Origin of the sequence: Dactylosporangium sp. CA-152071 (genome assembly GCF_050936335.1) — a bacterium.
Classification (GTDB): Bacteria; Actinomycetota; Actinomycetes; order Mycobacteriales; family Micromonosporaceae; genus Dactylosporangium; species Dactylosporangium maewongense.
In genome coordinates this window covers 4582289-4602956 of sequence record NZ_JBNJMZ010000001.1, presented here as the reverse complement: position 1 = coordinate 4602956, position 20668 = coordinate 4582289, and the positions used below count along the sequence as shown (strand labels likewise).

The 20668-nt window shown below is 70.4% G+C and carries 14 protein-coding genes and 1 riboswitch; of the genes, 10 read left to right on the top strand and 4 right to left on the bottom strand.

All coding sequences use genetic code 11. The features are described from left to right. Both ACQEVZ_RS20625 and ACQEVZ_RS20620 read left to right on the top strand, forming a co-directional pair. Positions 1 to 984, top strand: a complete 984-nt coding sequence (locus ACQEVZ_RS20625; RefSeq protein WP_433368883.1) for an NAD-dependent epimerase/dehydratase family protein — start codon at positions 1 to 3, stop codon at positions 982 to 984. 416 nt (positions 985 to 1400) lie between these two features. Further along, positions 1401 to 2324: a sigma-70 family RNA polymerase sigma factor gene (locus tag ACQEVZ_RS20620; RefSeq protein WP_344513770.1), complete on the top strand. Its 924-nt coding sequence runs from the start codon at positions 1401 to 1403 to the stop codon at positions 2322 to 2324. Positions 2325 to 2961: 637 nt separating this feature from the next. Here the strand turns inward: ACQEVZ_RS20620 and ACQEVZ_RS20615 are convergent. Continuing rightward, entirely contained in the window at positions 2962 to 3708 is a 747-nt protein-coding gene (locus ACQEVZ_RS20615) for a methyltransferase domain-containing protein (protein ID WP_354900315.1), read from the bottom strand. Between the two features lie 45 nt (positions 3709 to 3753). Continuing rightward, positions 3754 to 4737, bottom strand: coding sequence for an NlpC/P60 family protein (locus ACQEVZ_RS20610; protein WP_354900313.1), 984 nt, complete (start codon positions 4735 to 4737; stop codon positions 3754 to 3756). Positions 4738 to 4744: 7 nt separating this feature from the next. Continuing rightward, positions 4745 to 4890: riboswitch (cyclic di-AMP (ydaO/yuaA leader) on the bottom strand. A 291-nt stretch (positions 4891 to 5181) separates the two neighbouring features. On the opposite strand from ACQEVZ_RS20610, the gene ACQEVZ_RS20605 reads away from it, so the two are divergent. The 7 genes from ACQEVZ_RS20605 to ACQEVZ_RS20575 all read left to right on the top strand — a co-directional run bounded on the left by ACQEVZ_RS20605 (position 5182) and on the right by ACQEVZ_RS20575 (position 15753). Beyond that, a complete protein-coding gene (locus ACQEVZ_RS20605; protein WP_344513691.1) occupies positions 5182 to 5955 on the top strand; it encodes an ABC transporter ATP-binding protein in 774 nt (257 codons plus the stop codon). A gap of 16 nt (positions 5956 to 5971) precedes the next feature. Next, positions 5972 to 6736, top strand: a complete 765-nt coding sequence (locus ACQEVZ_RS20600; RefSeq protein WP_433368878.1) for an ABC transporter ATP-binding protein — start codon at positions 5972 to 5974, stop codon at positions 6734 to 6736. Further along, the gene (locus ACQEVZ_RS20595) at positions 6733 to 8544 is read left to right on the top strand and encodes an AMP-dependent synthetase/ligase (RefSeq protein WP_433368875.1); all 1812 of its coding nucleotides are present in this window, start codon (positions 6733 to 6735) and stop codon (positions 8542 to 8544) included. Before ACQEVZ_RS20600 ends, ACQEVZ_RS20595 begins: the two co-directional genes overlap by 4 nt. Next, positions 8541 to 9428: a branched-chain amino acid ABC transporter permease gene (locus tag ACQEVZ_RS20590; protein ID WP_344513697.1), complete on the top strand. Its 888-nt coding sequence runs from the start codon at positions 8541 to 8543 to the stop codon at positions 9426 to 9428. The genes ACQEVZ_RS20595 and ACQEVZ_RS20590 overlap by 4 nt, the downstream gene beginning before the upstream one ends. Beyond that, the gene (locus ACQEVZ_RS20585; RefSeq protein ID WP_344513699.1) at positions 9425 to 10525 is read left to right on the top strand and encodes a branched-chain amino acid ABC transporter permease; all 1101 of its coding nucleotides are present in this window, start codon (positions 9425 to 9427) and stop codon (positions 10523 to 10525) included. Before ACQEVZ_RS20590 ends, ACQEVZ_RS20585 begins: the two co-directional genes overlap by 4 nt. A 22-nt stretch (positions 10526 to 10547) precedes the next feature. Next, complete coding sequence (locus ACQEVZ_RS20580; RefSeq protein ID WP_344513701.1) at positions 10548 to 11855, top strand: ABC transporter substrate-binding protein; 1308 nt, start codon at positions 10548 to 10550, stop codon at positions 11853 to 11855. Between the two features lie 211 nt (positions 11856 to 12066). Then, entirely contained in the window at positions 12067 to 15753 is a 3687-nt protein-coding gene (locus ACQEVZ_RS20575) for a PQQ-dependent sugar dehydrogenase (protein ID WP_433368870.1), read from the top strand. On the opposite strand, the gene ACQEVZ_RS20570 is transcribed toward ACQEVZ_RS20575, so the two are convergent. Then, the gene (locus tag ACQEVZ_RS20570) at positions 15754 to 16590 is read right to left on the bottom strand and encodes a DUF5753 domain-containing protein (RefSeq protein WP_360560180.1); all 837 of its coding nucleotides are present in this window, start codon (positions 16588 to 16590) and stop codon (positions 15754 to 15756) included. 76 nt (positions 16591 to 16666) lie between these two features. Continuing rightward, a complete protein-coding gene (locus tag ACQEVZ_RS20565; RefSeq protein WP_433368866.1) occupies positions 16667 to 17428 on the bottom strand; it encodes a hypothetical protein in 762 nt (253 codons plus the stop codon). A gap of 264 nt (positions 17429 to 17692) precedes the next feature. On the opposite strand from ACQEVZ_RS20565, the gene ACQEVZ_RS20560 reads away from it, so the two are divergent. After that, on the top strand, positions 17693 to 20365 hold the full coding sequence (locus ACQEVZ_RS20560) for a putative bifunctional diguanylate cyclase/phosphodiesterase (RefSeq protein WP_433368863.1): 2673 nt from the start codon (positions 17693 to 17695) through the stop codon (positions 20363 to 20365). The last annotated feature ends 303 nt before the right edge of the window (positions 20366 to 20668 follow it).

The window sequence follows — 20668 nt, the reverse complement described above, 5'->3', positions numbered from 1 at the left end:
ATGAGAATCCTCGTACTCGGCGGCACCGTGTTCCTCGGCCGGGCGGTCGCCCGGCAGGCCCTCGCCGCGGGCCACGACGTCATCTGCGCCGCCCGCGGCACGTCCGGCGACCCGGTGGACGGCGCGACGTTCGTCACCGTCGACCGGGAGGAGGCCGGTGGCCTGGGCGCGGTCGAGGGCACGTTCGACGCGGTCGTGGACGTCGCCCGCAAGCCCAGCCACGTCCGGCACATGGTCGCCGAGCTGGCCGGCCGGGCCGGTCACGTGACGTTCGTGTCCAGTTGCTCCGCGTACGCCGACGCCGTGACGCCCGACCAGACGGTCGACACCGCGCCGCTGCTCCCGCCCGCCGACCCCGCGAACGAGGACCCCGCCGCCGGCGCCGAGGAGTACGGCCGGTGCAAGGTCACCTGCGAGGAGCTGGTCCGCGAGGGCTTCGGCGAGGTCCTCGTCAACCGGGCCGGGCTGATCGTCGGGCCCGAGGACCCCACCGGCCGGTTCGACTACTGGGTGGCCCGGCACGCCCGCGGCGGCGAGATCCTCGCCCCGGGCGACCCCGACGAGCGGGTGCAGTACGTGGACGTCCGCGACCTCGCCGACTGGATCCTGCGCTGCGCCGAGGAGGGCCGCACCGGCACCTACGACGGGATGGGCGCCCCGATGACCCGCCGCGAGTTCCACGCCGGGCTGCAGGCCGGGACCGGGGGCACCGGGACCCTCACCTGGGTGCCGCAGGACTTCCTGACCGACCACGCGGTCGTGCCCTGGTCAGGCGCGCGGTCCCTGCCGCTGTGGCTGCCGCTGCCCGAATACGGCGGGTTCCTCACCCGGGACATCACCCGGTCGCTCGCCGCCGGCCTGCAACCCCGCCCCCTTCCCGAAACGGCGGCCGCCACACTCGCGGCATTCAGTGACACTCGCCACATTACTGGTCTCACCGAAGAGGAAGAAGTCGAGCTGTTGCGGGAATGGCACGCACGGTAGGGGGTGGTGTGACGAGCCAGTCAGCATTTCGACAGACCGCTGCCCGCGTCGATTCCTGCGGATACATGTGCATTTGCCTGTCATGCGGGCGACTCTTGCCGATGAACAGCGGTGACCCCGGTCCCATCGAACGTCGTTCCCAGGGAACTCACAGCGAGTTTAGGCGTCTGACGGGCAGGAATACCACGTATCACTTGTTGCAACCGAAGCGAACCGGAGCTGCTCCCGAGTCGTCTAGGTAAGTGGTGCAACTCTCACGGGTCGTCACCGGAATCGCCCGCGAGGGTGGAATTCCGCAGGCCACGTGACCGTTGTGTAGGGGGCATACCCGGGGGGCACCCGTTTTAGCAGGGTGAAACGGGGAAGGCGAAGGATGGACGGGGAGGGGCCCGAAGGTGGAGAACGTGAAAGTGGAGATGCGACCCGATACAGGTGCAGAAGAGCGTGACCTGGTTGGTGTGTACCTGCATGAGATCTCCCGCACGCCGCTGCTCGACGCCGCTTCTGAGGTCGAGCTTTCCAAGGCGGTCGAGGCTGGTCTCTATGCGGAGCACCTGCTGGACGAGGGCCGGCTGCCCGACGGTGTGAGCGCCGCCGAGCTGCAGCGCCTCGTCGACGAGGGCGAGCGGGCCAAGGACCGGTTCATCCGGGCCAACCTGCGGCTCGTCGTGTCGATCGCGCGGCGCTATGTGCGGTCCGGCATGCCGATGCTCGACCTCATCCAGGAGGGCAACACCGGCCTGGTCCGCGCCGTCGAGAAGTTCGACTACGTGCGCGGCTACAAGTTCTCGACATACGCGACATGGTGGATCCGCCAGGCGATCAGCCGGGCGATCGCGCAGCAGGAGCGCACGGTCCGGCTGCCCGTCCACCTCGTCGAAGACGTCAACCGGATGCGCAACGTCGCGCGTCAGCTGACCCGCGAGCTCGGCAACGACCCCGAGCCCGAGCAGCTCGCCACCGCCCTCGGCGTCCCCGTCGAGCGCGTCCACGAGCTGAAGCGCTGGTCCCAGGACACCGTCTCGCTCGACACGCCGGTCGGTGACGACGGTGACACCAGCCTCGGCGACCTGGTCTCCGACTCCGACGCGCCGTCGCCGGAGGACGTGGTCCTCGCCGCCCTGGAGCGCCAGCGCATCGAGGGTCTGCTCAATCACCTCGACGACCGGTCCGCGGGCATCATGCGCGCCCGCTACGGTCTGGAGGACGGCCGCGAGCACTCGCTGACCGAGGTCGCGAGCCGGTTCTCCCTCTCCCGTGAGCGCATCCGCCAGCTGGAGATCCAGGCCCTCGGCCGTCTCCGCGAGCTGGCCCGTGCCGAAGGCCTCCAGGCCGCCTAGCCCGCAGACGACCCGCAGCCCCTGACCGTCCCGGTCGGGGGCTGCTTCCACATGCTGGGACGCTTAGGTCTCGTTTAGGTCACCGACCATCGATCAACGCCCACGTCCCGTAGCGGTGCCGGCTCGCCCTCAACATTGCGGCACGACGCCCCGGGACCGGCCGCCGGCGCCCCGGCCCGTAACGCAGCGTCAGGAGCGGCGCGGGGCGGGTGCCCGGCTGGCGGCGCTGTGCCGGGAATCGCCCGCCGGGTCCCTTCGATGACGCGTCGCCCGGCTCGCCCGCCGACGTGCCTGCCGGCGGCCCGTCCTCCGGCCCGACCGGCGACGCCCCGGCCCGGGTGACAGAGGCGTCCCGTCCGTGCCGAGTCCTGGCCGTGCCGCGGTTCGGGTGGGCGGGGCGTTCCGGCTGGTCGGCGGCGTCCGGGCCGGCTGGGCGGCGCTCCTGCCCTGCCCTGTCCGTGCCCTGCCCTGTCCGTGCCCTGCCCTGTCCGTGCCCTGCCCTGTTCGTGCCGTGCCGCGTCCTGGCCGTGCCGTGCCGTGTCCTAGCGGTGCCTGCCGCGGTCCGGGTGGCGGCCCGGCTGGTCGCAGTGCCAGGCCCCGGGGTGGTGGACCGGCGGTCGGTGGGCGAGGGTCAGGGTCAGGGGCGCCGGGCCACGACGAAGAGGCGCGGGAAGGGCAGGATCGTGCCGAACGGCTCGCGGGGGTAGCGCTCGCGCAGCGCGGCGGCCACCCTGGCCCGGAAGTCGTCGAGCTCCGCACCGGACAGGGCGTCGAAGTAGGGGCGCAGGCCGGTCCCGCTGAACCACTCCAGCACCGGGTCCTCGCCGGGCAGGACGTGGAAGTACGTCGTCTCCCACGCGTCCACGGCCAGGCCGAGCCCGGCGAGGGTGCGCACGTACCAGGCCGGCTCCCGCACCGGCGTCGCGCCGCGCGGCCCCAGGACGGTCGGGTCCAGGATGTCCGCGTCGAGGATCGGCCCGCCCGTCGGGACCTGGAACGCGAGCGTGCCGCCGTCGTCGAGCGCCGCGGCGAGCGTCGGCATCAGCGCGGCGTGGTCGTCGACCCACTGCAGGGAGGCGTTGGCGACGATGACGTCCACGGAGCCGCGCTGCGGCCGCCACCCGGCGATGTCGCCGAGCTGGAACGACAGCTGCGGGGTGCCGAGCGCTGCCGCCTTCGCGAGCATCTCGGGGGAGGAGTCGATGCCGAGCACCGCCGCGTCCGGGTAGCGCGTCGCGAGGGTCGCGGTCAGCGTGCCCGGGCCGCACCCGAGGTCCACGACCGCGACCGGCGCGGTGGTCTGGATGCGCGCCACCAGCTCGTGGAAGGGCCGCGCCCGCTCCTCGGCGAAGCGGCTGTACTGCTCAGGATCCCAAGAGGCCATGCCCCGATCTTGCCGGGCATGGCCTCTTGGACGTGCTGTCGGGGCTTACTTGTGCGGTCTGCCGTAGCCGTACGTGTCGCTGCGGCCGTCGATCGACTGGACCTCGACGTTTCGGCCCGTCGTCGGGGCGTGGATCATCTTGCCGTTACCGATGTAGATGCCCACGTGCCCCAGGCCACGGAAGAACGCCAGGTCGCCGGGGGAGAGCGCGGACCGTGAGATGTGCGTGGTCTTGCTCCACTGCTGCGCCGCGTTGTGCGGCAGGATGACGCCGGCCGCCTTCCAGGCGCCCATGGTCAGGCCGGAGCAGTCCCAACTGCTGGGTCCGGCGGCGCCCCACTTGTAGGGCTCGCCGAGCTGGGCGCAGGCGAAGGCCACCGCCGCGTTCGCCGGTGACGTGCACTCGGCACCGAGCGCGACCTTGACACCCGTGGAGCCGGTGCCGCCGGTGGTGGAGCGGCGGCGGAGCGCCTCGAGCTTCTTGACGTCGCCCTCGATCTTCTTCTTCTTGGTCTCGAGCTCGGTCTTCTGCGCGGTCTCCGCGGCGAGCGTCTCGTCGATCTTCTTCTTCTCTTCGTCCAGCTTCGACTTGGCCGACGTGAAGTCGGCGATCTCGTGCTGCTGGTGCTTGCCGATCTGCTGCAGCGTGGTCAGCTGGTCCATGAGTGTGTCGGACGACCGCGCGTTGAGCACGATGCTGAGGTTCTGCAGGCTGCCCGCGCCCTTGAACGCCGCGACGGCGATGACGTCCACGTTGGCGTTGGCGTTGGCCATGTTGTCGACGTAGGGCTGGAGCTTCTTCTGCAGCTCGGCGGCGGCCGCCTGGGTGGCGGCCAGATCGCCATTGATCTTGTTGTAGGCCTCGACCAGGTCTTCGAGCTCGTCGCCCGCCTTCTGGATCTGGGCGTCGATCTCGGCCGCTGTCGGATCGGCCTTGGCGACACTCGCGGGCGCCACGATCGCCAGCGACACGACCCCGATGAAGAGCGTGCGCAGCAGGGACCGTTTGGTGCGGTGTCCAGCGGACAAGGGATGACCCTTCTTCACCGACCGCCTACCGGGTTAGCTGACGGGTTCGGGCGGGAAGAGTGCGCCCTACCGCGCTGTGCGGATTCACCCCAAGGACCCTGGGTCCCCGGCTCGACAGCGCCAGAGCGGCGCTCGACTCGGCGGCGCTTGCCCGGCGCCGCCCGGGGTGGGCGACGGACTGCCGTGCAGGCCAGGACATAACTTAACGTGATCACCAACGAAGCGAAACCCGCGAGCGTTGTTGAATATCGATTACCCCAAAAGTCCGAATCACGGCGGGTTGTCGCTCCACATCGGACAGTGACGCACCACAGAAGATGGTGTTGACGGACACACAATTGGGGCTTGATTCTGCTCTGAGACCCGGTTAAATACACGTAACTTTATTCACCGTCGATGCACATAGTTCGCCCACTCCGAACACCCCCGGAGGAGCGTCACCGGATGTTGCGTGTCCAGAACCTCGAGGTCGTCTACGACGACGTGATGCTGGTGCTGCGAGGCGTCAGCCTGCAGGTCCCACCAGGACGCATCGTCGCGCTGCTCGGCGCGAACGGTGCCGGCAAGACCACGCTGCTGCGGGCCCTGTCGGGCCTGCTCGGCGTCCACGACGGCGCCATCACCAAGGGCGCCATCACGCTCGACGAGAAGCCCATCCACCGGCTCAAACCGGCCGCCGTGGTCCGCCGCGGCGTCTCGCAGGTGATGGAGGGGCGCAGGACCTTCGCCGAACTGACCGTCGAGGAGAACCTGCGGCTCGGCGCCCACACCCGCCCGAAGGGCCGGGCGGAGGCGATGGACCGCATGTACACCCTGTTCCCCGTGCTCGCGCAGCGCCGCGGCAGCATCGCCGGCTACCTCTCCGGCGGCGAGCAGCAGATGCTGGCGATGGGGCGGGCGCTCATGTCGGACCCGGCGTACCTGCTGCTCGACGAGCCCAGCCTCGGGCTCGCGCCGCGCCTGGTCGAGCAGGTCCGCGACCTGATCGTGCAGATCAACCAGGCCGGCACCGGCGTGCTGCTGGTCGAGCAGAACGCGACCATGGCGCTGTCGATCGCCGAGCACGGATACGTGCTGGAGACGGGCAAGGTCGTGCTCGACAAGCCCGCCGCCGAACTGCTCGCCGACGACGACATCCGCGAGTTCTACCTGGGACGGGCCGAGCGGTCCTTCCGCGACGTGAAGCACTACAAGCGTCGCAAGCGCTGGCTGTCATAGAAAATCAGGAGTCGCCGTGCTGCGTTTCGAAGACGTCCGGCTCAGCTTCGCCGGCGTCAAAGCCATCGACGGGGTTTCGTTCACCGTCGCCAAGGACGAGCTCTTCGCCGTCATCGGGCCCAACGGGGCCGGAAAGACGTCGATCTTCAATGTGATCTCCGGGGTGTACCGGCCGCAGCAGGGCAAGGTGTCCCTCGACGGCGTCGACCTCACCGGACTGCGCCCGGACAAGGTCGCCAAGCTGGGCGTGGCGCGCACCTTCCAGAACGTCGAGCTGTTCCAGCACCTGACCGTGCTGGAGAACCTCATGCTCGGCCGGCACCACCACATCCGCTACGGCACGCTCGCCGCGATCGCGTGGCTCGGCCGGGCCCGGCGCGAGGAGATCGCCAACCGGGCCGTGGTCGAGGACATCGTCGACTTCCTCGAACTGGCGCAGTGGCGCCGGCTGCCGGTGGGGTTGCTGCCGTACGGCGTGCAGAAGCGCGTCGAGCTCGGCCGGGCCCTCGCGATGGAGCCGAAGCTGCTGCTGCTGGACGAGCCGGTCGCCGGGATGAACCTGGAGGAGACCGAGGACATGGCCCGCTTCATCCTCGACGTCCGCGAGGAGCTCGGCGTCCCGATGATCCTCGTCGAGCACGACATGGGGCTCGTCATGGACCTCGCCGACCGGGTGATGGTCGTCGACTTCGGCGTCCCCGTCGCCACCGGCACGCCCGCCGAGGTGCAGAGCAACCCCGACGTCCTGCGCGCCTACCTGGGGGAGGTGGAGCGAGCATGACGATCGCCGAACTGGTCAGGCGGCACGCGGAGCGCACGCCCGGCGCCGTCGCCATACGGGAGAAGCACCGCGGCATCTGGCGCGAGATCACCTGGCGTGACTACTGGAAGACCGCGGAGACCGTCGCCCGGGCGCTCAGGTCGCTCGGCGTCCAGCCCGGCGACCGGGTCGCGATCCAGTCGGAGAACCGCTCCGAGTGGCTCTTCGTCGACGTCGCGACCGTCGCGGTGCGGGCGGCGACCGTCGGGCTGTACCCGACGAACCCGCCGGACGAGGTGCGCCACATGCTCGCCGACTCCGGCGCCCGGATCCTCTTCGCCGAGGACCAGGAGCAGGTGGACAAGGCCCTGGCAGTCCTGGACGACTGCCCCGGGCTGGAGTGGATCGTCTACCTGGAGCCCAGAGGCATCCGCGGCCGGTACAAGCACCCGAAGCTCATCGCGTGGAGCGACCTCCTGGCGTCGCACGCGGACGCGGAGCCGATCGAGCTGGCCTCGGACCCCGGCGACGTGGCCACGCTGATCTACACGTCCGGCACGACCGGGCGGCCCAAGGGCGCGATGCTCACCGTCGCCAACGTGGACTTCGCGATCCGGGTCCTGGTCGAGGGCGGCGGGTTCACCGACCCGCCACCGGGGCCGCACGACCTGACCCTGTCCTACCTGCCGCTGTGCCACGTCGCGGAGCGGGTCTTCACGGTCTGGTTCAACGCCGCCGCCGGCGTCACCGTCCACTTCGGCGAGTCGATCGCGACCGTGCAGGCCGACCTGCGCGAGGTGCAGCCGACGATCCTGTTCGGGGTGCCCCGCATCTGGGAGAAGATGATGGCCGGCATCACCGTCCGGCTCGGCGGGGCGTCGCCGCTCAAGCGGGCCAACGCGCGGCTGTGGCTGCGGGTCGCGGACCGCATCGGCGCCACCCTGGAGGCCAACGGCGGGCGGCACACCACCGGCAGCCGGCTGCGGTACGCGATCGGCTGGCTGCTGTGCTACCGGGCGCTGAAGGACCGCATCGGCGTCCGCCGGGTCCGCTACGCCGCCAGCGGCGCCGCCCCGATCGCCCCCGACGTGCTGCGGTTCTTCATGGGCATCGGGGTGCCGATGCACGAGGTGTACGGCATGACCGAGAACACCGCGATCGGCACCGCCAACCGCCCGGGCCGGATCAGGCTCGGCACGGTCGGCGAGGCGCACAGCGGCGTCGAGATCCGCATCGCCGACGACGGGGAGATCCAGACCCGGCACCCCGGCACGTTCGCCGGCTACTTCCGCAACCAGGCGGCGACCGACGAGGCGATGACGGCGGACGGCTGGCTGCGCACCGGCGACGTCGGCGAGCTGCTCGACGGTACACACCTGAAGATCACCGACCGGTCGAAGGACATCATCATCACGGCCGGTGGCAAGAACGTGGCGCCGAGCGAGATCGAGAACGCGCTGAAGGCGTCGCCCTTCGTCAAGGAGGCGGTCGTCATCGGCGACCGGCGGGCGTTCCTCACCGCCCTCATCGGCATCGAGCTCGACACCGTGGGGGAGTGGGCGCAGCGCCGCGGCATCGGCTACACCACCTACCGCGACCTGGCCGGCAAGCCCGAGGTCATCGCGCTGATCCAGGGCGTGGTCGACGCGGTCAACGCCGGCCACAACCCGGTCGAGCAGGTCAAGACGTTCCGGATGCTGCCCAAGGAGCTCGACCACGAGGACGGCGAGCTCACCGCGACGCAGAAGGTCCGCCGCGGCGCCGTCGCCACGACCTTCGCCGCGCTGGTCGACGACATGTACGGGAGCCTGAACAGGAGCACAGTGTGAAGGACTTCCTCGAGAGCGTCCTGCGCGGCATCGGCACGGGCAGCGTCTACGCGCTGCTCGGCCTCGGGTTCGTGATCATCTACAAGGCGACCCGGGTCATCTCCTTCGCCCAGCCCGCGTTCATGCTGGCCGGCGCGGTCCTGGTGACCTACCTCGCCGGTCCGCTCGGCTTCTTCCTCGCCCTGGCCGCGTCCGCCGTGCTCACCGGCGGCATCGCGCTCGGCGTGGAGCGGCTCGCGGTCCGCCCGATGATCGGCCGGCCGGTGTTCACCGTCGCGATCATCACGCTCGGCATCGACATCGCCGTCCGGGTCGTCGTCAACGGCGCCATCGGCCTGGACGTGCGGCAGGTCGGCGACCCGTGGGGCCTGAAGGTGTGGAAGCTGCCCGGCGGTGTCCAGGTCGAGCAGCGGCACGTCGCGATGGTCCTCACCACCGCCGTGCTCATCGCCCTGCTGTTCGTGTTCTTCCGGTACACCCGGACCGGCCTGGCGATGCGGGCCGCCTCCTACGACCAGGAGGCGGCGCTCGCCCAGGGCGTCAGCGTCGGGTCGGTGTTCGCGCTGTCGTGGGCGCTCGCCGGCGCGCTCGCCGCGGTCGCCGGCACGTACGCCGCCGTCGGCGGAAGCGTCAGCGAGTCGCTGTGGCTGATCGCGCTGACGGCCCTGCCGGTGATCATCCTCGGCGGCCTCGACTCGCTGCCCGGCGCCGTCATCGGCGGCCTCGTCGTCGGCACCGTGCAGGAGCTCACCGCCACCTATCAGGGCTCGGTGCCGTGGCTCGGCGGCAACATCTCGGTCGTCACGCCCTACGTGGTGATGTTCCTGGTCCTGCTCGTGCGCCCCTACGGCCTGTTCGGCACCCGGGAGGTCGAAAGGGTATGAGAAACCGTCCGCTGCTGCGCACCTCGTACAACCAGGAGCTGGCGCTGCTGGACACCACCTCGAAGAAGGTGGCGGTCGGCATCCTCCTCGCGGTCGGGGCGGCGCTGCCCTGGCTGGTCGAGGACCAGCTGCTCCAGCTGATCGGGCTCGCCTGCGTGACCGCGATCGGCGCGATTGGGCTCAACATCGTCACCGGCTACGCCGGGCAGGTGTCGCTCGGGCACGCGTTCTTCCTCGCCATCGGCGCCTACACCGCGGCCGCCATCGCCGGCGACCCGGACGCGCGGACCATCGGGTTCGGGGTCCAGGAGATCCTGATCTGGCTGCCCGCCGCCGGTCTCGTCGCCGCGGTCGCCGGTGTACTGGTGGCGCCGCTCGCCACCCGCCTCCGCGGCCTGTACCTGGCGATCGTGACGCTCGGTCTGGTCTTCATCGGCGGCCACGTCATCAACGAGTGGTCGGAGCTGACCGGCGGGCCCGGCATCGGCCGGCAGCCCCCGGCGCCGAAGCTGCTCGGCTACGACCTGAACGCCTCCGACGCGTTCCTCACGAGAGATCAGAAGCTGTACCTGCTGATGCTCGTGCTGCTCGTCCTCGCGGCTCTCGCGGCGCGCAACCTGGCGCGCTCGCGGGTGGGCCGGGCGTTCACGGCCATCCGGGACCGCGACATCGCGGCCGGCGTGATGGGCGTGAACCTGGCCAGGTACAAGACGATCGCCTTCGGGGTGTCGTCGTTCTACGCCGGCTGTGCCGGTGCGCTGCTCTACGTGGGGGTCGGCTACTTCGACCCGACGACCTTCAACCTGCTGCTGTCGGTGCAGTACATCGCCATGGTCCTCATCGGCGGTGCCGGCACGGTCAGCGGCGCGATCCTGGGTGCCTTCCTCATCACGCTGCTGCCGCGGCTGATCCGTGAGGTGCCGTCATTCCTGCCGTTCATCAGCAACTCTCCCGCGGAGTCCCCCAACGCCTACCAGCTCGAAACCGTCCTCTACGGCGTGTTGATCATCGTGTTCCTGATCTTCGAGCCGCGCGGGCTGTTCGGCATCTGGATCCGGCTCCGCACGTACTGGAAAGCCTGGCCGTTCTCGTACTGACCTCGTCGTAAGGAGCTCCTCAATGAAGAGGTTGGGCATGATTGCCCTCGCCGCGGTGCTGACCGTCGGCTCACTCGCCGGATGTCGCGGCAGTGATAACAGCGACAACACGGACAACAAAGGTTCGTCGGGCCCGAAGTCGGACGTCGGGATCACCAAGGAGCCCTGTCCCAAGTCGGAGCACAAGGACCGGGGCTGCATCTACCTCGGCATCATCTCCGACCTGACGGTCGGGCCGTTCCACGTCCTCGCCGTGCCGATCACCGACGCGCAGAAGGCGTTCTGGAAGCGGGTCAACGCGCAGGGCGGCATCGGCGGCTACGACATCGACGCCGAGACCTACGTGCGGGACAACAAGTACAACCCGCAGACGCACAACGAGGCGTACCAGGAGATGAAGGGCAAGGTTCTCGCCCTCGCGCAGAGCCTCGGCTCGCCGACCACCGCGGCGATCCTGCCCGACATGAAGCAGAACAACGTCATCGCCGCCCCCGCGGCGTGGACGTCGGCGTACGCGTTCGAGGACAACATCCTCGAGTCCGGCGCCAACTACTGCATCGAGTCGATGAACGCCGTCGACTACGCCAACGAGACGTTCAAGCCCAAGACGGTCATGGCGGTGCACCTCGCCGGCGACTACGGCGACGACGCCGCGGCCGGGGCGAAGATCGCCGCGGAGAAGCTCGGCATGACGTTCATCAACGTGAAGACCGACTCCGGCACCGACAAGCAGGCCGGCGCGGTCACCGCGATCGTCACGCAGAAGCCCGACCTGGTCATCCTCACCACCGGGCCGGCGGACGCGGCCGCGATCGTCGGCGGCGCCGCCCAGCGCGGCTTCAAGGGCCGGTTCATCGGCACCAGCCCGTCGTGGAACCAGGGCCTGCTGGCGACCGCCGCGGCGCCCGCGCTGAAGGCGCTCTACGTGCAGTCCTCGCCGTGGAAGTCCTGGGCCTCCGACACCCCGGGGCACAAGGCGATGCGCGAGGCGCTGCCGGGCGTCACGCCGAACGACGGCTACACGTCGGGCTGGGTCTGGTCGTACCCGCTGCTCGCCGCGCTCAAGAAGGCCCAGGCCGACGGTGACCTGACGCGGGCCGGCCTGCTCAAGGCCGCCAAGTCGCTCACCAAGGTCGACTACGAGGGCATGCTGCCCGACGGTGCCGGCAACTACGCCGCTGGCGCGGACGGCATCTTCCGCCAGTCGCTCATCTACAACCCGACCGTCGGCGCGGGCGGTCCCAACGACATCAAGCTGGAGAAGGACTACTTCACCGGCTCGGTCGCGAAGGACTACAAGCTCGACAAGCCCTGCTACGAGAAGCTGTAGACACCCCTGCGATGACGACGACCCGTTCGGCCGGCTGGCCGAACGGGTCGTTTTTTCCGCCGCCGGTGTCCGGAGTGGTCGGATTCGAGGCGAAGTCGCACGTCGCGGGTCGGCAACGCGACATTTCCTCGCCATCTGGCGATCGGTAGGCTGGCGCAATTTCCGGACTCCCGTCTCTCTGTAACCCCCATCGAGAGGACGGTTCATGTCGATGCGTCGACGTACCGTGCGCGCCTTGCTCGCCGCCCTGCTCACCGCCGGCACGCTCGTGCCGATCGCCGGCTCGCCGCCGGCCGCCGCGTCGACGCTCCCGACCGGCTTCCAGGAGCAGGTCGTCTTCAGCGGCCTGACCAACCCGACCAACATCGAGTTCTCGCCTGACGGGCGCGTGTTCGTCGCGGAGAAGCGGGGTCTGATCAAGGTCTACGACAGCCTGTCGGACCCGACCCCCGACGTCTTCGCCGACCTGCGCACCAACGTCCACGACCAGTGGGACCGCGGCATGGTGGGCCTCGCGCTCGCGCCCGGCTTCCCGACGAACCCGTGGGTCTACGTCCTGTACTCCTACGACGCGCTGCCCGGCGGCACCGCGCCGAAGTGGAACGACGTCTGCCCCGACCCCAACAACGGCAACTGCGTCATCACCGGCCGGCTGTCGAGGCTGCAGGCCAGCGGCAACCAGATGGTCGGCACCGAGCAGGTGTTGATCACCGACTGGTGCCAGCAGTTCCCCAGCCACTCCGTCGGCGACCTGCGCTTCGGCGCCGACGGCGCGCTCTACGCCTCCTCAGGTGACGGCGCCAGCTTCAGCGCCACCGACTACGGCCAGTTCGGCAGCCCCGCCAACCCGTGCGCCGACCCGCCGTCGCCGGCCGGCACGGCGCTGAGCACGCCCACCGCCGAGGGCGGCGCGCTGCGCTCCCAGGACGTCCGCACCCTCGCCGACGCGACCCAGCTCAACGGCACGATCATCCGGATCGACCCGGTCACCGGCGCGGCACTGCCGACGAACCCCAACTCCGCCCTGGGTGACGCCAACGCCCGGCGGATCGTCGCGTACGGCATGCGCAACCCCTTCCGGTTCACGTTCAAGCCCGGCACCAACGAGCTGTGGAGCGGCGAGGTCGGCTGGAACACGTACGAGGAGATCAACCGGATCGCCAACCCGGTCGCCAGCACGATCGGCAACTACGGCTGGCCGTGCATCGAGGGGCCGAGCCCGCAGAGCGGCTACGACGGCGCGAACCTCAACATGTGCGAGTCGATGTACGGCGCGAACCCGGCCGTGCCGAACGTCCAGCCGTACTACTCCTGGAACCACAACGCGAAGGTCGTCGCCGGCGAGAGCTGCCCGAGCGGCGGCTCGTCGTCCTCCGGCGTGGCGTTCTACCCGGACAGCGGCCCCTACCCGGCCGCCTACCGCGGCGCGCTGTTCTTCTCCGACTACAGCCGCGACTGCATCTGGGCCATGATGCCCGGGACCGCCGGTGGCCTGCCGTCGACGTCGAACATCATCACGTTCGCCGCCGGCGCCGCCAACCCGGTCGACCTCGCCGTCGGCCCCGGCAACGAGCTGTACTACGTGGACCTCGGCGGCACCGTGCGCCGGATCCGCTACTACAACGGCAACCAGCCGCCGGTCGCGTCGATCACCGCCAACCGCACCTCCGGCGGCACGCCGCTGGCCGTGACCTTCGACGGCTCGACGTCCTCCGACGCCGACCCCGCCGACCAGGGCCTGCTCACCTACCAGTGGGACTTCACCAACGACGGGACCGTCGACGCCACCGGGGTGACCGCGAACTTCACGTACACCACCCCGGGCACCTACACGGCGAGGCTGCGCGTCACCGACACCCTCGGCGCCACCAACGACAAGACGATCACCATCACGGCCGGTAACGACGCGCCGACCGCGGTCATCGACACGCCGGCCTCCTCGTACACCTGGGCCGTCGGCGACGCGATCAGCTTCACCGGTCACGCGAGCGACCCGCAGCAGGGCACGCTGCCCGCGTCCGCACTCAGCTGGACGACCGTGCTGCACCACTGCTCGTCGCCGGGGGTGTGCCACGAGCACCCGCTGCAGACGCTCAACGGCGTCGCCAGCGGGACGCTCACCGCGCCCGACCACGAGTACCCGTCATACCTGGAGCTCAGGATGACGGCGACCGACGCAGGCGGGCTGACCAGCACCACCACCGTCAACGTGCAGCCCAAGACGGTCGACCTGACGTTCGTCAGCAACCCGGCCGGGCTCAACCTGACGGTCGGCGCGACGAGCCAGACCGCACCCTTCACCCGCACCGTCATCCAGGGGTCGACCAACACGGTCAGCGCGCCGACGCCGCAGCTGTACAACAACGTGCCGCAGGCCTTCGGCAGCTGGTCCGACGGCGGGGCGCAGACCCACGTGATCACCGCCCCGGCGACCGCGCGCACGTACACCGCGACCTACGCGTCCTCGTGCAAGGACACCTTCGGCTACGTCTGCTCGGCGTCGCCGCGGGCGTTCGTGCCGGCCGACGGCACCGTGCTGCCGCTGACCGGTGACGACAACATGAGCCAGGTGACGCTGCCGTTCGGCTTCAAGTTCTACGGCACGACCTACACCTCGGCCTGGATCGACACCAACGGCCGGCTGAGCTTCGCCAACCAGGGCTCCTCCACCACCGAGCACGGCGCGATCCCGTCCACGGCGACGCCGAACTCGTCGGTGTACGCCTACTGGACCGACCTCGTCGTCGACGGCTCGGCCAGCGTCCGCACCGCGGTGACCGGCTCGGCGCCCAACCGGCAGTTCATCGTCGAGTGGCGCAACGCCTACCAGTACGGGTTCACGTCCCGGCGGATCAACGCCGAGGCGATCCTGTACGAGAACGGCGACGTCGTCACCAACTACTCCGGCATCGACAACACCGCCGAGGCCGGCGCGTCGTCGACGGTCGGCATCGAGAACGCCACCGGCACCGTCGGCATCCAGTACTCCAACAACACCTCGGCGCTGCAGAACGGCATGGGCGTGCTGTTCAAGGCGCCGGGCGGCGGGGAGGACCCACCGCCCGTCACCGGCACCGTGACCGGCACGGTGACCAACCAGGGCAGCGGCACGCCGGTCGCCGGCGCGACGGTGACGCTCACCCCCGGCGGGTCGACGAAGACCACCGCCGCCAACGGCACCTACACGTTCACCGGCGTGCCGGCCGGGTCCTACACGGTGACCGCCTCCGTCGGGTCCGGCGGGCAGTGCGGCGGGGGCGGCGCCTCGGCCCCGGTGACCGTCGCGGCCGGCACCTCGACCGTCAACCTGGCCCTGACGCAGGGCGCCGACGCGTTCGGCTACACCTGCGCCGACGGGCCGCGCGCGTTCATCGACGCCGACACGCCGCTCACCCTCACCGGTGACGACGCGATCGTCCAGCTGACCACGCCGTTCCCGGTCAAGCTGTACGGCACGTCGTACACCTCCGTCTGGGTCGACACGAACGGCAAGGCGAGCTTCGTGAACCCCGGCGCGGCGAACGCCGACCACACGACCCTGCCGACCACGGCGGCGCCGAACGCGACGGTCTACCCGTTCTGGTCGGACCTCGTCGTGGACGGCCAGTCCAGCGTCCGCACCGGGACAACGGGTGCGGCGCCGAACCGGGCGTACGTCATCGAGTGGCGCAACGTGTACCTCTACGGCAACACGTCGCGGCGCCTCACCTTCGAGGCGGTCTTCTACGAGAACGGCGACATCGCGTTCGCGTACAAGGAGCTCGACAACGCGTTCGAGCAGGGCAGCACGGCGACGGTCGGGATCGAGAACGCGGCCGGGACCGTCGCCTACCAGTACGCCAACAACCAGCCGGTGCTGGTCAGCGGCAACGGGGTGCTCTTCCACCCGCCGGCCTGATCATCCCCTCTTGAGTTCCGCGGCGACCTGCCGCATGAGGTCGATCGAGGCCTCATGCGGCAGGGCCTTCGCCGCCAGCCGGCGCAGCCCCTCGGCGTGCTGGGCGATCTGCTCCGGCTCCTCGATCAGCTGCCCGCCCTTGTGCAGCATGCCGTCGTCGGCGCCGAACTCGAGCACGGTGAACGCGCCGTCCCACCCGACGTGGTAGCCGGCGTTGAACGGCACGATCCGCACGTCGGTGTACTCCCGATGCGCGAACTCCACAGCGTGCTCGATCTGGTCGACGAGGACGGCCTCGTCGTCGTGCAGCGGCAGCCGGCGCAGCACCGACTCGTCGATCAGCGCCTGGAACTTGGACGGCTGGTCACGCTCGAACAGCTCGCTCTGCCGCCGCAGCCGGAACTCGACGCGCTGCTCGTGATCGCCGGCCCTCTGCTCGGCGGTCGTCGCGGTCGCGTAGCGCCGGGTCTGCATCAGCTCGGGGAACTGCATCGGCTCGAACGTGCCGACGAACACCGCCTCCGCCTCGAACCCCACATAGGTGAGCAGGGGACCGGGCAGGGTCGCGCGGTACTCGTCCCACCACATCCGCCGTTTCGCCGCCCGAGCCAGCTCCAGCAGGTCGTCGACCAGCTGGGTGTCGTGCAGCCGGTAGTACGCCAGCAGGCTGCGCAGGTCGCTGACCGAGATGGCGACGGTGCCGTTCTCGATCCGGATCAGCTTCGACAGTGACCACTCCATTTCGGCGGCCACCAGGTCCTGGGTCAGTTCACGTTCTCTCCGGAGCCGGCGCAACTCGGCTCGAAGGCGACGCTTGCCCACGATCGGTCCACTCATGGACTGTTCCCCCAAATCGCGTCCAGATGGCAACGCGGCGTCTCTACCCGATTCGCGGCGAATGCACCTGGTGATTTCAGCCCACGTCTGCTTGTGAGGGGGCGTGCGCCGCCAGGAAGATCTCGGCCATCGCGCTGGCGGGAGCACCGGCGGCGCCGCTGGGTGAGCCGCGGCGGGCGAGGTTCAGGCCGACCAGGACGCCGGCGGCGACCGCGAGCGCGACGACCACCACGCCGACCGCGATCCACCATGCCGTGGTGCTGCTCATCCGGCCCGGTGGCGGCGCGACCTGGGTTGCCTGGGTTGCCTGGGCGGCTTGAGCGGTCTGGGTGGTCTGCGGAGCGGGTGCTCGTTCGAGCGGCTGCTGCTCCTTGGCCGGGCGCTGCATCGGTACAGCTGCCGCCGTTGCTTTTGTGGCTTTTTGTGCTTTTTCCTGGTTCTTCCTGCTTGGTCGCACCGGCGGAGGTGGGGGCATGACCCCCGCCGGTGCGTACGTGTCCTCGTCCAGGAGCTCGTCGCCCTCGGTCGTCGCCCAGGGGGAGGGGCGGACGGTCCAGTTGGACGCCCGGGCGTAGTAGACCGGTGCCTCCGGCGGGTGCGTGTCGCCGGCCTGCCGCCTGGGTGGTGGCTGGCGGGCGGGCGGTGGCGTCCCGGGTGGAGGGGCCGGCGGGATCTCCGGCGCCTGGCGGTCCGGTGTGGTCGGTGCCCAGGGGGAGGGGGCGACCGGCCGGACCTGTGGCGCCGTCCGGGAGCGAGGCACCTCACGCGGCGGCGGGAAGTAGATCCCGTCCTCCGCATGGTCGTCGTCGCGACGTCTGTGGTGCCGGCCCTCGGTCATCGAGTTCCTTTCTCGTCGGCGAGGCCGCTACGCAGCGCAAGGATGAGGAAGCACGCTGCGGTCAACCTAGCACTGGGAACCGTCGATGTGTGACCGCTCGGCTACTCCTTGATCAAAGGTCCTTAGCGGTATCTGAGGATCGCACAATTGGGACATTTTTCTGGAACCTCTCAGATCTGGCGCTGTACGGCCGAATGTCCTGCACGTTCGGGCGGGCGTTCGGTATTGGTGGTGGCTCTGTCGATGTCGGTCGATGTGCGGTCGGTGCGGTCGCATCGTGCGCTGCGCGCCGCCGTGATCCTCGCCGTGCTCAGCACCGGCTGGCTCGCCGCGCAGTGGCCGCACGCGCTCATCCACCCGGCGATCGGCTGGATCCCCGTGCCGCTCAGCGCGGGCCTCGGCGCCGCCGTGTGCTTCCGCACCGCCCGCCTCGCCGGAGAGGCCGGACGCTTCTGGCGCCACCTCGGCATCATCATGCTCATCCTGCTCGCCGGCGTCATCAGCAGCGCCGTGGACAGCCTGGCCGGCCCGGACGCCCCGACCCAGCGCTCCGGCGGCTTCACGATGGTGCTGTACCTCGGCGCCGTCCTGGTCCTCGTCTGGGCCCTGCTGCGCCTCCCCGTCCGGCGTCGCATGATCACCTTCGGCCTCGACCTCGCCGTGGTGGTCTGCGCCACCACGCTCGTCGCGTGGTTCTTCGCCGTGCAGCAGTCGCTGGAGGTCGCCCGGGTCACCGGCACCGTCTGGACCATCTTCGGCATCCTGCTCATGCTGTTCGCCGGCCTGCTCGCGGTCGCGAAGGTCGCCCTCGCCGGCACCGGCGGCCTCGACCGTGCCGCCCTGTGGGTCCTCGGCGGCACCGTCCTCATGGGCGCCGGCCTCGGCGCGATCGCGCCGCTGCTGGAGTCCCGGCCGTACCTCAACGACTGCCAGCTGTCGATCCCGGTCTGCGCCGCCGGCATCGTCCTCGCGGCCCTCGTCCAGCGGCACGCGACCCCGGCCTCCCTCGCCGCCCCGCGCAAGCCGTCGCGGCCGTTCAGCCTGCTGCCGTACCTGGCGGTCATCGTCGCCGACGGCTTCGTCCTGGCCGGCGTCGGACCCGACCAGACCCAGACCCGGATCCTCGTCGGCGGGTCAGTCCTGCTCACCCTGCTCGTCGTCGCCCGCCAGCTGGTCGCCTTCTACGAGAACAGCAGCCTGCTCGCCCGCGTCGACGCCAGCATGCTGGAGCTGCGGCGGCACGAGCGCCGGTTCCGCTCCCTCGTGCAGAACTCCAGCGACATCTTCGCCATCACGGACGCGGCCGGCCGCGTCACGTACGCCAGCCCGAGCCTCATCCGCTTCCACGGCATCCCCGCCGACCGCTTCCTCGGCAGCATCGCCAGCGAGCGGGTCCACCCCGACGACCTGGCGCCGCTGCGCCGGCAACCGGCCGTGCCCGGCACCGCCCGCACCGCGCAGATGCGCCTGCGGCACGCCGACGGCACCTGGCGCTGGTTCGAGGTCGTCACCACCAACCTCCTGCACGATCCCAGCGTCCGCGGCATCGTCAGCAACGCCCGCGACATCACCGAGAGCCGCCGGTATCAGGACCAGCTCGCGTACCAGGCGTCCCACGACGCCCTCACCGGCCTCGCCAACCGCGCCCTCTTCAACGCCGGCACCGTCCAGGCCGTCCGCGACGCCCAGTCCTCCTCCAGCGGGCTCGCCCTCGCCCTCGTCGACCTCGACGACTTCAAGGCCATCAACGACCGCCTCGGCCACGCCGTCGGCGACGCCCTCCTCGTCGAGGTCAGCGAGCGCCTCCGCACCAGCGTCCGCCCCGGCGACACGGTCGCCCGCCTCGGCGGCGACGAGTTCGCGGTTCTGCTGCCCGACGCCACCGCCGCCGAGAGCGCCCGCATCGCGGAGGCCTTCATCGACGCGCTCGCCGTTCCCGTCCGCGCCGCCGGCTACGAGCTGCTCATCCAGGCCAGCATCGGCGTCGCCCGCCACACCGCGGACTGCGACGCCTCCGACCTCCTGCGCCGCGCCGACATGGCCATGTACGCCGCGAAGGAGCTCGGCAAGAGCCGCTGGGTCGAGTACGGCCCCGAGCTCGACGCCCACGCCGTCGAACACGCCCAGGTCGCCGCCGAGCTGAGCCAGGCCCTCGACCGCGACGAGCTCTTCGTCCTCTACCAGCCCATCGTCGGCCTTCCCCACGGCGAGGTCCGCGGCGTCGAGGCCCTCGTCCGCTGGCGCCACCCCACCCGCGGCCTGGTCTCACCGGTCACGTTCATCCCCGTCGCCGAACGCACCGGCCTCATCGTCCCCATCGGCGCCTGGATCCTGCGCTCGGCATGCGCCCAGGGCGCCCGCTGGGCTCGCGAACTGGGCCCCCTGGCCCCCTGGAAGATCAGCGTCAACGCCTCCGCCCGCCAGCTGCTCGAACCCTCCTTCGTCGCCACCGTCGCCTCCACCCTCGCCGACACCGGCCTGGACCCCGCCCGCCTCACCATCGAGATCACGGAGACAGCGGTCTTCGGCGGCGGCCGCGCCCTGGACACCGTCCGCGCCCTGCACGCCCTCGGCGTGAAGATCGCCCTCGACGACTTCGGCACCGGCCACTCCTCCCTCGGCCTGCTGCGCACCTGCCCCGTGGACGTCCTCAAGGTCGACAAGTCCTTCGTCGACGGCGTCACCGGCACCGTCGAACAGGAGGCCATCGCCACCTCCATCAGCGAGATCGCCCAGGCCCTCCGCCTGGAAGCCGTAGCCGAGGGCGTCGAGACCGCCGCCCAGGCCGACCGCCTGCTGGAGCTCGGCTACCACCTGGCCCAGGGCTTCCACTTCGCCCGCCCCCTCCCAGCCGACGAGATCGCCCCCCTCTGCACCCACCCCGCCGTCACAACCACCCTTTCGGGATCACGAGTCTCCGCGGCGCGAAGACCGTAGTGCGCGGATACGCAGCAGTGGGTGAGCTGATCGGGCCGGGGTTCGCACGGCTGCCTCGGGCGGTTCGGGGTCGCCGGGATCTCGCTCCGGTCGTCGCCGGGGTCCCGCGCGGCGGTTTCGGGCTCGACCCGGCGCCCGCGACATGCATGCCATGGCGGGTGGATATCGCGCCGCGGTCGGTCACAGCAGATGTTCGACCGACTGAGGCCGGGGACGCGGAGCGGTCTCGGGCGCAACGGCACGGAACCATGTGCAAGCGGCCAGCACCCATGATCCGGAAGACTTTGTGCAGCCAGGGACCTG